This is a genomic window from Pseudomonas sp. LBUM1673, assembly GCF_059695645.1.
In genome coordinates this window covers 1256238-1268898 of the sequence record NZ_CP166780.1, presented here as the reverse complement: position 1 = coordinate 1268898, position 12661 = coordinate 1256238, and the positions used below count along the sequence as shown (strand labels likewise).

Here is a 12661-nt window from a genome sequence, read left to right as displayed (position 1 = left end):
CTTCAGCGCCATCGGAACATGGCTTTGTAAGCCAGTTCCAAAGGGAAACCAATTAAAAATTGGTGCCCCATCTGAAAAGAGGCTGCGCGCGTAAGCGGGCAGCCTCTTCAGGGCGACAGTTAAAAAACTGTCTTATTGCTTGGCGGCAGCCAGCTGGGCAGCAACTTCTTCAGCGAAGTTGTCGACCGGCTTCTCGATGCCTTCGCCTACTTTGAAGTAGGTGAAAGAAACGATTTCAGCACCGGCTTTCTTGGCCAGTTCGCCGACCTTGATTTCAGGGTTCTTGACGAACGCCTGCTCAACCAGGCTCGCTTCAGCCAGGAACTTGCTGATACGACCTTTGACCATGTTTTCAACGATGTTTTCTGGCTTGCCAGCGATCTTGTCAGCGTTGAGGGTCAGGAACACGCCTTTCTCGCGCTCGACCGCTTCAGCGGAAACTTCCGATGGCAGCAGGAATTCAGGGTTGGTGGCCGCTACGTGCATAGCGATGTCTTTGGCCAGCTCAACGTTGCCGCCCTTGAGAACAACCGCGACACCGATCTTGTTGCCGTGCAGGTAACCACCAACAACATCACCTTCAACGCGAGCCAGGCGACGGATGTTGACGTTTTCGCCAACCTTGCCGACCAGAACCAGACGATCGGCTTCTTGAGCTTCGATCAGCGGAGCGACGTCAGTCAGCTTGTCAGCGAAAGCTTTTTCTACGCTGGAAGCAACAAATGCCTTGAAGTCGTCTTGCAGGGCCAGGAAGTCGGTCTGCGAGTTCACTTCCAGCAGAACGGCGGACTTACCGTCTTCTTTAAGAGCGATAGCGCCTTCAGCGGCAACGTTGCCAGCTTTCTTGGCAGCCTTGATGGCGCCCGAAGCACGCATGTCATCAATGGCTTTTTCGATGTCGCCGCCAGCCTTGGTCAAGGCCTTTTTGCAATCCATCATGCCTTCGCCGGTGCGCTCGCGCAGTTCTTTGACCAACGCTGCAGTAATCTCTGCCATTTTCAAATTCCTCTTGGATAGGTTTTCAACCATTCCACCCGATCGAACGGGCGATCAATTCTTCCCGAACCACCCTTGTTAGCCGCTGCACGTTACAGATGCTGTAGCTGCGCTGCTCACAAATGGTTTTCGAGGTGGCAAAAAGGGGGCCAAGCCCCCTTTTTGCTTACTGAGTCAACGCCAGGGCGTCAATTACTCAGCTGCAGCCGCCGGAGCTTCTTCGACGAACTGCTCGGTGCCGCCAGCAACGTGGTTGCGACCGCGGATAACAGCGTCAGCCATCGAACCCATGTACAGCTGGATAGCGCGGATTGCGTCATCGTTGCCTGGGATGATGTAGTCAACGCCTTCCGGGCTGCTGTTGGTATCGACTACGCCGATAACCGGGATGCCCAGCTTGTTGGCTTCGGTGATCGCGATGCGCTCGTGATCAACGTCGATAACGAACAGAGCGTCTGGCAGACCGCCCATGTCCTTGATACCACCCAGGGAACGGTCCAGCTTCTCAAGATCGCGAGTGCGCATCAGCGCTTCTTTCTTGGTCAGCTTGGCGAAAGTACCGTCTTCGGCTTGCACTTCAAGGTCACGCAGACGCTTGATGGAAGCACGGATGGTTTTGAAGTTGGTCAGCATGCCGCCCAACCAGCGGTGATCGACGTACGGCGAACCGCAACGTGCTGCTTCTTCAGCAACGATCTTGCCAGCGGAACGCTTGGTGCCGACGAACAGAATCTTGTTTTTGCCCTGGGCCAGACGCTCTACGAAAGTCAGAGCTTCGTTGAACATTGGCAGGGTTTTTTCAAGGTTGATGATGTGGATCTTGTTACGCGCGCCGAAAATGTATTTACCCATTTTCGGGTTCCAGTAACGGGTCTGGTGACCGAAGTGCACACCGGCCTTCAGCATATCGCGCATGTTGACTTGGGACATGATAGTTCCTTAAGTAAGTCGGGTTTGGCCTCCACGTATCCCAATGACCAACCAGCAGCATCAGCTGAAGGCACCCAGGTCATCGTGTCGACACGTGTGTGGATTTAAGCTTTTCAGGGTATCCCCGGAAAGCGGCGCATTTTATACCACAAGGCAGAAAAAAACGGAACCCGGATTCTGAAAACCTGGCGAATGCTTTTCGCCCCGTCCTTGGAATCCTCCCGGAATGCGCCATCCTATAGAGAGAAGCGATGCACAGAGGCTCAGATTTGCGTTGATCGTCTGGTAGAATCGCGTTTTTCAGGGCCGCGATGATCGCTCGCGCAATGCCCATTTCGTTTTAGAAGGCGCCATTGAGCGCAGAGAGAGCCTGTATGACCGTCACCCTCAAAACCCCAGAGGACATCGCAAAAATGCGTATCGCCGGCAAATTGGCCGCCGATGTGCTGGAAATGATTGCCGATTATGTCAAACCGGGCATCACCACCGAAGAGCTGGACCGCATCTGCCACGACTACATCGTCAACGAGCAGAAAGCCATCCCTGCCCCGCTCAATTACAAGGGCTTCCCGAAGTCGATCTGCACCTCGATCAACCATGTGGTCTGCCATGGCATTCCGAACGAGAAGCCATTGAAGGATGGCGACACGCTGAACATCGACGTCACCGTGATCAAGGACGGTTACCATGGCGATACCAGCCGCATGTTCCATGTCGGTACCGTGCCGGTCTGGGCCGAGCGTCTGTCCCAGGTGACTCAGGAATGCATGTACAAGGCCATCGAACTGGTCAAACCAGGCTGCCGCCTGGGCGATATCGGTGAAGTGATCCAGAAGCACGCGGAAAAGAACGGCTTCTCGGTGGTTCGCGAGTTCTGTGGCCATGGCATCGGCAAGGTGTTCCACGAAGAACCGCAGATACTGCACTACGGCCGCGCCGGCACCGGCATGGAACTGAAAGCCGGCATGACCTTCACCATCGAGCCGATGATCAACCAGGGCAAGGCCGACACCAAGGTGCTGGGCGATGGCTGGACTGCAATTACCAAGGATCGCAAGCTGTCGGCGCAGTGGGAACACACCCTGCTGGTGACCGAAACCGGTTACGAGATCTTCACCCTGCGCAGCGACGACACCATCGCGCGCGTTTCGGCCTGATCCCGCCAGTTCCGCTCCCAGCTTTTATATAGAAAGGAAAGCCAATCAATGCCGCAGGTGGATCCCGAACTCTTCGACCGCGGCCAGTTCCAGGCTGAACTGGCCCTGAAGGCAAGCCCTATTGCTGCTTTCAAGAAGGCGATCCGTCAGGCTCGCGAGGTGCTCGACGAGCGGTTTCGCAGCGGCCGGGACATTCGCCGACTGATCGAGGATCGTGCCTGGTTCGTCGACAACATCCTGCAAAAGGCCTGGGAGCAGTTCAACTGGAGTGAAGACGCCGATATCGCACTGGTGGCGGTCGGCGGCTATGGTCGCGGCGAGTTGCATCCCTACTCCGACATCGATCTGCTGATCCTGCTGGACAGCGCCGACCACGAAATTTTCCGTGATTCCATCGAGCGCTTCCTGACATTGTTGTGGGATATCGGCCTGGAAGTCGGCCAGAGCGTTCGCTCGGTGGACGAATGCGCCGAGGAAGCCCGCGCCGACCTGACGGTGATCACCAACCTGATGGAAAGCCGCACCATTGCTGGCCCCGAGCGCCTGCGCCAGCGCATGCTGGACGTCACCAGCACCGAACACATGTGGCCCAGCAAGGACTTCTTCCTGGCCAAGCATGCCGAGCAGAAAGCCCGTCACCACAAGTACAACGACACCGAATACAACCTGGAACCCAACGTCAAAGGCTCGCCCGGTGGCCTGCGGGATATTCAGACGATTCTCTGGGTCGCCCGTCGTCAGTACGGCACCCTGAACCTGCGGGCTCTGGCGGGCGAAGGCTTTCTGGTGGAGAGCGAAAACGCCCTGCTGGCCTCGTCCCAGGAGTTTCTGTGGAAGGTACGTTACGCCCTGCACATGCTTGCCGGCCGTTCCGAAGACCGCCTGCTGTTCGATCACCAGCGCACGATTGCCGGGTTGCTGGGGTTCGACGGCGATGACGCCAAGCACGCCATCGAAAACTTCATGCAGCAATACTATCGGGTGGTCATGAGCATTGCCCAGCTCAGCGACCTGATCATCCAGCACTTCGAGGAAGTGATCCTCGCGCCCGAGGACGAAGCACCGCCGCAGCCGATCAACTCGCGGTTCCAGCTGCACGACGGCTACATCGAGGCGCGTAACGACAACGTGTTCCGCCGTACGCCATTCGCCATGCTCGAAATTTTCGTGCTAATGGCCCAGCAGCCAGAGATCAAAGGTGTACGCGCCGATACCATCCGTCTGCTGCGGGAAAATCGTCATCTGATCGACGACGACTTCCGCAACGATATCCGTAATACCAGCCTGTTCATCGAACTGTTCAAGTGCAAGATTGGTATCCACCGCAACCTGCGACGGATGAATCGTTACGGGATCCTTGGGCGCTATCTGCCGGAGTTCGGCTTCATTGTCGGGCAAATGCAACACGACCTGTTTCACATCTATACGGTCGATGCGCACACCCTGAACCTGATCAAGCACCTGCGTAAACTGCAGTACACCCAGGTGTCGGAAAAATTCCCGCTGGCCAGCAAGCTCATGGCCAAACTGCCCAAGCCCGAGCTGATTTATCTGGCCGGTCTGTACCACGACATCGGCAAGGGCCGGCATGGCGATCACTCGGAAATCGGCGCTGTGGATGCCGAAACCTTTTGCCAGCGCCACCAGTTACCGGTCTGGGACAGCCGCCTGATCGTCTGGTTGGTGCAGAACCATCTGGTGATGTCGACCACGGCCCAGCGCAAGGACTTGTCCGACCCGCACGTGATCCATGATTTCGCGCAGATTGTAGGCGATGAAACCCGCCTCGATTACCTGTACGTACTGACCGTTGCGGACATCAACGCGACTAACCCTTCGCTGTGGAATTCCTGGCGCGCGAGTCTGTTACGCCAGCTTTACACCGAGACCAAGCGCGCCTTGCGTCGTGGCCTGGAAAACCCGGTGGATCGCGAAGAGCAGATCCGCCAGACCCAGAGCGCGGCGCTGGACATTCTGGTACGCGGCGGCACCGATCCGGATGACGTCGAGCAGTTGTGGGCACAATTGGGCGATGACTACTTTCTGCGCCACACCGCCGGCGACGTGGCCTGGCACACGGATGCGATCCTGCAGCAGCCGCTCGACGGTGGCCCGCTGGTGCTGATCAAGGAAACCACTCAGCGCGAGTTCGAGGGTGGGACGCAGATCTTTATCTATGCACCGGACCAGCACGACTTCTTCGCCGTGACCGTGGCAGCGATGGACCAGCTCAACCTGAACATTCACGACGCCCGGGTCATCACCTCCAGCAGCCAGTTCACCCTCGACACCTATATCGTGCTCGACACCGATGGCGATTCGATCGGCGACAACCCGGCGCGGGTCAAGCAGATCCGCGAAGGCCTGACCGAAGCCCTGCGCAACCCGGACAACTACCCAACGATTATTCAGCGTCGAGTGCCGCGCCAGCTCAAGCATTTTGCATTTGCACCCCAGGTAACGATTCACAACGACGCCCAGCGTCCGGTCACCGTGCTGGAGCTCAGCGCCCCCGACCGCCCGGGGTTGCTGGCGCGGATCGGGACGATCTTCCTCGAGTTCGACCTGTCGCTGCAGAACGCCAAGATCGCCACCCTGGGCGAGCGCGTGGAAGACGTGTTCTTCATCACCGATGCGAACAATCAGCCGCTGTCCGACCCGTTGCTGTGCAGCCGTTTGCAGGATGCGATCGTCGAACAGTTGAGCGTCGACCAGGAACCCGATATCAAACTTTCGCGCATCAGCATCTGAACCAACAATTTCCCCCTGTGGGAGCGGGCCTGTGTGGCGAGGGGGGATTGTTGTGGCGAGGGGGCTTGCCCCCGTTGGGCTGCGAAGCGGCCCCAAAACCTGCACCGCGATGTATCAGATACACCGCATGCAAAGGTTTTACGACTGCTGCGCAGCCGAACGGGGGCAAGCCCCCTCATCACAACAAGCCCCCAGCACCACATTAGTCCTCCCACACTGAACGAGGCCCTCATGAACAACGCTCTGAACCAGTTGCAGCCCTACCCGTTCGAAAAGCTCCGCGCCTTGCTCGGCAGCGTCACGCCAAACCCGGACAAACGCGCCATCGCGCTGTCCATCGGTGAACCGAAGCACCGCTCGCCAGCCTTTGTGGCCGAAGCCCTGGCAAGCAACCTGGATCAGATGGCCGTGTACCCGACTACCCTCGGCATCCCGGCCCTGCGCGAAGCCATCGCGGCCTGGTGCGAACGCCGTTTTAGCGTGCCGAAAGGCTGGCTCGACCCGGCGCGCAACGTGCTGCCGGTCAACGGCACCCGCGAAGCGTTGTTCGCGTTCACCCAGACCGTGGTCAATCGTGGCGAAGATGCGCTGGTGGTCAGCCCGAACCCGTTCTATCAGATCTACGAAGGCGCGGCGTTCCTCGCCGGAGCCAAGCCGCACTACCTCCCGTGCCTGGACGAAAACGGCTTCAACCCGGATTTCGATGCCGTATCGCCAGACATCTGGAAGCGCTGCCAGATCCTGTTCCTCTGCTCCCCAGGTAACCCGACCGGCGCGCTGATCCCGATCGACACCCTGAAGAAGCTGATCGCCCTGGCCGACGAATACGACTTCGTGATCGCCGCGGACGAGTGCTACAGCGAGCTGTACTTCGACGAGCAAACCCCACCGGCCGGCCTGCTCAGCGCCTGCGTGGAACTGGGCCGTCAGGACTTCAAGCGTTGCGTGGTGTTCCACAGCCTGTCCAAGCGCTCCAACCTTCCGGGCCTGCGTTCGGGCTTTGTCGCCGGTGATGCCGACATTCTCAAAGGCTTCCTGCTGTATCGCACCTACCACGGTTGCGCGATGCCGGTTCAGACCCAACTGGCCAGCGTTGCCGCATGGAATGATGAAGTGCATGTACGGGCCAACCGTGCGCTGTACCGTGAAAAGTACGATGCCGTGCTGGAAATCCTTAGCCCGGTGATGGACGTGCAGCGCCCGGATGGCGGTTTCTACTTGTGGCCGAGCGTTGCCGGTGATGATGAAGCGTTCTGCCGTGACCTGTTTGTCGAAGAGCATGTGACGGTCGTACCAGGGTCTTACCTGTCTCGCGAAGTGAACGGTTCAAACCCCGGCGCAGGCCGAGTACGTATGGCGCTGGTTGCACCGCTGGCAGAATGCATTGAAGCCGCAGAGAGAATTCGCGCGTTTATTACACGTAACAAATAACTCATAAAAGCTCCGCACTATGCAATGTAGTGCGGAGCACTATCAACCAAGCTATTTATCTAATAACACCTCCACACCCAGTACAAAAAAAAGCAACAACACTCTCATTCAAAAAAACAAACTTACATGTCGCTTTCGCTTGCCAATTGACGGCACCCAGCAATACACACTATAAAAACCCATCTGAACATCAGATCAAAACAAAATCACATAGCTAAATAAACCAATGAGCCTCCAACAATGGAGACTTCAAACAACACACACTCACAAGGATGATGAGCATGGACTTATGTAAGTGCATTGAGCCCGATGACATTCAGGCTTCTTATGATGCGGCAACTAATGAAGACCGAGCGAACGCCCCCCAGACAATACCGGGAGGTCGACAAAAACGCGGTGTAGGCGACCACACCAAGTTCTGGAAAAAAGGTCGGACACTAAAAGTGGCTTTTCTGAGCCAAAACCCATGGTTCATCGATTCCACAAAAGGCGCAATCCACCAATGGATACCTGCCGTCTTTGACGTTCGCATCCTTTTCGTCGAAGGTCCGGAGGGTGATATCCGGATATCTGACAAGTTCCATTCAGGGAATTTGTCCTATCTGGGCACTGACGCACTGACTGTACCGAAAGATGAACCGACTATGAATTTGCAATGGCGAGGACTGGATCAAAACTTCTTCGGTACCGTGCTGCATGAGTTTGGCCATGCTCTTGGACTTGAACACGAGCATCAACATCCAGATGCCAATATTAACTGGAACGAAACTGCCGTTTACGAATTCATGAGTCGGACACAAAAATGGTCAAGACAGGTGACTCATTCCAATCTGTTAAGAAAATTAGAAAGATCAAACACTAGAACATCGCCTTATGACAGCACCTCAATCATGCACTACCCTATCCAGGCTGAACTTACTCTCGACGGTGTAGCGATAGCACGTAACAGCCGCTTATCTGCAAACGACGTAAAGCTGATGACAGGTATTTATAGCGGACGATAAACCTAAACCCTGTCAGGGGCAGATAAGCTGTCTCTGACAGCCTGCAACCGCTGATCGCCCTGACAAACGGACAAAAAGACAAAAAGACAAAAAGACAAACCCGACCACAGCCGACGCGAAACCGTCCGGTCATGGCATAATCCGTCACCTTTAATTTTCAGCACTTGCAAAGGGGGCAATTCCTTGACCGCTTCAAGCAAAACGTTGCACCTTTTCGGCATCAAAGCCTGCGACACCATGAAAAAGGCGCGCACCTGGCTAGATGAACACGCTGTCAGCTATGACTTCCATGATTACAAAGCAGTCGGAATCGACCGTGAACACCTGACTCAGTGGTGCGACGAGCACGGCTGGCAAGTGGTGTTGAACCGTGCAGGCACGACCTTTCGCAAGCTCGACGACGAACGCAAAGCCGATCTCGACCAGCCGAAAGCCATCGAACTGATGCTCGCACAACCCTCGATGATCAAGCGCCCGGTGCTTGATCTCGGTGACAAAACCCTGATTGGCTTCAAGCCAGATATCTACGCGGCAGCACTCAAATAAGGCAGCCCGTTCCATTTTGTTAGAGGTATCAACATGTCCACTACTCTGTTCAGCCTGGCCTTTGGTGTCGGCACTCAAAACCGTCAAGGCGCATGGCTGGAAGTGTTTTACGCACAACCTTTGCTCAACCCGTCGGCCGAACTGGTCGCGGCCATTGCGCCGATTCTGGGCTATACCGACGGCAATCAGGCCATCGCCTTCAGCACCGCTCAGGCGTCACAACTGGCTGAAGCACTGAAAAGCGTCGACGCTGCACAAGCGGCACTGCTGACCCGTCTGGCCGAGAGCCACAAGCCGCTGGTCGCCACACTGCTGGCCGAAGACGCACAGCTGAGCTCCACGCCTGAGGCGTACCTCAAGCTGCACCTGCTGTCTCATCGTCTGGTCAAGCCACATGGCCTGAACCTGACCGGTATCTTCCCGTTGCTGCCAAACGTGGCCTGGACCAGCCAGGGCGCGATCGATCTGGCCGAACTGGCCGAGCATCAGCTGGAAGCCCGTCTGCGCGGCGAGCTGCTGGAAGTGTTCTCGGTGGACAAGTTCCCGAAAATGACCGACTACGTAGTTCCGGCCGGCGTGCGTATCGCTGACGCGGCACGTATTCGTCTGGGCGCTTATGTGGGCGAAGGCACCACCGTGATGCACGAAGGTTTCGTCAACTTCAACGCGGGCACCGAAGGCCCGGGCATGATCGAAGGCCGTGTATCCGCTGGCGTATTCGTCGGCAAGGGTTCGGACCTGGGCGGCGGTTGCTCGACCATGGGCACCCTGTCGGGTGGCGGCAACATCGTGATCAAGGTCGGCGAAGGCTGCCTGATCGGCGCCAACGCCGGTATCGGTATTCCGTTGGGTGACCGCAATACCGTTGAGTCGGGCCTGTACGTGACCGCGGGGACCAAAGTGGCGCTGCTGGATGAAAAAAATCAGCTGGTCAAAGTCGTGAAGGCCCGCGAACTGGCCGGTCAGCCTGACCTGCTGTTCCGCCGTAATTCGGAAACCGGTGCCGTGGAATGCAAAACCCACAAATCGGCGATCGAACTGAACGAAGCGCTGCACGCTCACAACTAAGTAGCGTCACACGATCACCTGTAGGAGCGAGGCTTGCCCGCGAAGCTTTTGGCGGCCTCAAGGGCCCCTTCGCGAGCAAGCTTCGCTCCTACAGGTTCGGCGTAGACCCGACCATCAGGTCAGGCGTACACCCGCCCATGTTGACCAGGGCCCGATAGCATGATGATTCCCTCTCCCTGGCGCGCCGACTTCCCGGCCATCGCCGCGCTGCAACGGCAAGACCAGACCTATCTGGACAACGCCGCCACCACGCAAAAACCTCAAGCCCTGCTGGACGCTTTGGCGCATTACTACGCCAATGGCGCGGCCAACGTGCATCGGGCGCAACACTTGCCCGGCGCCCATGCCACCCAGGCGTTCGAGGACAGCCGCAGCAAAGTCGCCCAATGGCTCAATACCGGCGATTGCGGGCAAATCATCTTTACCCACGGCGCAACATCCGCGCTGAACCTCCTGGCCTATGGCCTGGAACACTTATTCAATCCGGGCGATGAAATTACCATCAGCGCGCTGGAGCATCACGCCAACCTGTTGCCATGGCAGCAACTGGCCCACCGTCGCGACTTGAAACTGGTGATTCTGCCGCTGAAGGTCGATGGTTTGATTGACCTTGAAGCCGCCGCTCTCCTGATCGGCCCGCGTACCCGTCTGCTGGCAGTCAGTCAGTTGTCCAACGTGCTCGGCGCGTGGCAGCCGTTGCCCGCGTTACTGGCGATGGCCAAAGTGCACAACGCGCTGACCGTGGTCGACGGCGCTCAAGGCGTGGTGCACGGTCGGCATGACGTGCGGGCACTGGGTTGCGACTTCTATGTGTTTTCCAGCCACAAGCTCTACGGCCCGGATGGCCTGGGTGTGCTGTTCGGTCGTCATGAAGCGCTTGAGCAACTGCGTCCGTGGCAGTTCGGCGGCGAAATGGTGCTGGATGCCAACTACCACGACGCCCGCTTTCGTCCCGCGCCATTGGGGTTCGAGGCGGGTACGCCGCCGATTTCCAGCGTGATCGGCCTGGGCGCGACGCTGGACTACCTCACTGGGCTGGATCAGGACGCCGTGTCCGTCCACGAAGCGGCGCTGCATGACTATTTGCTCAAAGGCCTTGAAGCGCGCAACGGCATTCGTCTGCTGGGCAAGCCGCAACTGGCGCTGGCCAGTTTTGTCGTCGAAGGTGTGCATAACTCTGATCTGGCGCATTTGCTGACTGAACAAGGAATCGCCGTACGCGCTGGTCACCATTGCGCCATGCCATTGCTCAAAAGCTTCGAGCTGGCCGGGGCGATTCGGGTGTCGCTGGCGTTGTACAACGACTCCGAAGACCTGGAGCGCTTTTTTGAAGCGCTGGATCAGGCCCTGGAGTTGTTGCGATGACCTTGCCCGCCGATGCCGTCACGGCGCTGAGCACTTTTCAGCAGGCGGCGAGCTGGGAACAGCGAGCGCGGTTGCTGATGCAATGGGGTGACCGCCTGCCAGTGTTGAGCGATGTGGATAAAGTCGAGGCCAACCGCGTGCATGGTTGTGAAAGCCAGGTCTGGCTGGTGGGTACGCTGCAGGATGGGCATTGGCAGTTCAGCGCCAGCAGCGATGCGCGGTTGATTCGCGGGTTGGTGGCGTTGCTGCTGGCGCGGGTCAACGGGTTATCCGCGCCTGAGCTGCGGCAGGTGGATTTGCCGGAGTGGTTCAATCAGCTGGGTCTGAGCCGTCAGTTGTCGCCGTCGCGCAGCAATGGCCTCAATGCCGTGCTCCAGCGGATGCGGAGCCTGAGCGACGTGTAGGAGCGAGGCTTGCCCGCGAAAGCGGTGTGTCAGGTACGACGCCTTCGCGGGCAAGCCTCGCTCCTACAGATTGATCGTTCCCGCGCTCCGCGTTCGGCAGAGCGTCCGTGGAGGCATTCCACGCAGAACGTGGGAATGATCGGTTTCAGGCAGGCTTGCTCCGATCCGCCGGGCGCCGCACACCGGCCACAATCTTATCCACAGCCTTGGTCGCCGCGACCATGCCGAACGTCGCCGTCACCATCATCACCGCGCCAAAGCCGCCGGCGCAGTCGAGCTTCACACCATCACCGACAAAACTCTTCTGCAAGCAAATGCTGCCATCCGGTTTCGGGTAGCGCAGTTGTTCGGTGGAAAACACGCACGGGACGCTGTAGTGGCGGGTCACGGTGCGGGAGAAGCCGTAGTCGCGGCGCAACGTGGAGCGCACTTTTGACGCCAGCGGATCATTGAACGTGCGGTTCAGGTCGCAGACCTGGATCAGTGTCGGGTCGATCTGCCCGCCCGCGCCGCCGGTGGTGATGATCTGGATCTTGCGGCGTTTGCACCAGGCGATCAGCGCCGCTTTGGCGTTGACGCTGTCGATGCAGTCGATCACGCAGTCGATGTTCGGCGTGATGTACTCGGCCATGGTTTCGCGGGTGACAAAGTCCGCCACCGCATGCACCGTGCAGTCCGGGTTGATCCCGCGCAGGCGCTCGGCCATCACCTCGACCTTGGGCTTGCCGACGGTGCTGTCCAGCGCATGCAGTTGACGGTTGACGTTGCTGACACAGACGTCGTCCAGGTCGAACAGCGAAATCTCGCCCACGCCACACCGGGCAACGGCTTCCGCCGCCCAGGAACCGACACCACCGACGCCGACGATCGCCACATGGGCCGCGCGCAAGCGCTCAAGGCCTTCGATGCCATATAAACGGGCGATGCCCGCAAACCGCGGATCTTCTGTACTCATGACCATTACCCCAAAAACCGGCGCGCATTATAGGGCTCTCGGCGGTCAAGAGCA

Annotated in this window: 11 protein-coding genes; 8 read left to right on the top strand and 3 right to left on the bottom strand. The window is 58.1% G+C overall.

All coding sequences use genetic code 11. From position 1 onward, the window contains the following. Positions 1 to 132 precede the first annotated feature (132 nt). Positions 133 to 996 carry a translation elongation factor Ts gene (gene tsf / locus ACA044_RS05610; RefSeq protein ID WP_063342635.1) on the bottom strand — a complete coding sequence of 288 codons (864 nt, stop codon included), beginning with the start codon at positions 994 to 996 and terminating at the stop codon, positions 133 to 135. 192 nt (positions 997 to 1188) lie between these two features. After that, on the bottom strand, positions 1189 to 1926 hold the full coding sequence (gene rpsB / locus ACA044_RS05605; RefSeq protein WP_007907989.1) for a 30S ribosomal protein S2: 738 nt from the start codon (positions 1924 to 1926) through the stop codon (positions 1189 to 1191). Between the two features lie 374 nt (positions 1927 to 2300). Here rpsB and map point away from each other — a divergent pair, with 374 nt between their 5' ends. The 8 genes from map to ACA044_RS05565 all read left to right on the top strand — a co-directional run bounded on the left by map (position 2301) and on the right by ACA044_RS05565 (position 11652). After that, complete coding sequence (gene map / locus ACA044_RS05600; RefSeq protein WP_497445494.1) at positions 2301 to 3083, top strand: type I methionyl aminopeptidase; 783 nt, start codon at positions 2301 to 2303, stop codon at positions 3081 to 3083. Between the two features lie 48 nt (positions 3084 to 3131). Then, entirely contained in the window at positions 3132 to 5834 is a 2703-nt protein-coding gene (locus tag ACA044_RS05595) for a [protein-PII] uridylyltransferase (protein ID WP_497445493.1), read from the top strand. A 231-nt stretch (positions 5835 to 6065) separates the two neighbouring features. Further along, complete coding sequence (gene dapC / locus ACA044_RS05590) at positions 6066 to 7265, top strand: succinyldiaminopimelate transaminase (protein ID WP_497445492.1); 1200 nt, start codon at positions 6066 to 6068, stop codon at positions 7263 to 7265. Positions 7266 to 7546: 281 nt separating this feature from the next. Further along, complete coding sequence (locus ACA044_RS05585; protein WP_497445491.1) at positions 7547 to 8269, top strand: M12 family metallopeptidase; 723 nt, start codon at positions 7547 to 7549, stop codon at positions 8267 to 8269. 183 nt (positions 8270 to 8452) lie between these two features. Next, positions 8453 to 8815: an ArsC family reductase gene (locus ACA044_RS05580; RefSeq protein WP_497445490.1), complete on the top strand. Its 363-nt coding sequence runs from the start codon at positions 8453 to 8455 to the stop codon at positions 8813 to 8815. A gap of 33 nt (positions 8816 to 8848) precedes the next feature. Next, entirely contained in the window at positions 8849 to 9883 is a 1035-nt protein-coding gene (gene dapD, locus ACA044_RS05575) for a 2,3,4,5-tetrahydropyridine-2,6-dicarboxylate N-succinyltransferase (protein ID WP_497445489.1), read from the top strand. A 159-nt stretch (positions 9884 to 10042) separates the two neighbouring features. Continuing rightward, on the top strand, positions 10043 to 11248 hold the full coding sequence (locus ACA044_RS05570) for an aminotransferase class V-fold PLP-dependent enzyme (protein WP_497445488.1): 1206 nt from the start codon (positions 10043 to 10045) through the stop codon (positions 11246 to 11248). Continuing rightward, complete coding sequence (locus ACA044_RS05565; protein ID WP_497445487.1) at positions 11245 to 11652, top strand: SufE family protein; 408 nt, start codon at positions 11245 to 11247, stop codon at positions 11650 to 11652. Before ACA044_RS05570 ends, ACA044_RS05565 begins: the two co-directional genes overlap by 4 nt. A 145-nt stretch (positions 11653 to 11797) precedes the next feature. On the opposite strand, the gene tcdA is transcribed toward ACA044_RS05565, so the two are convergent. Next, a complete protein-coding gene (tcdA, locus tag ACA044_RS05560; protein WP_497445486.1) occupies positions 11798 to 12613 on the bottom strand; it encodes a tRNA cyclic N6-threonylcarbamoyladenosine(37) synthase TcdA in 816 nt (271 codons plus the stop codon). Positions 12614 to 12661 lie beyond the last annotated feature (48 nt).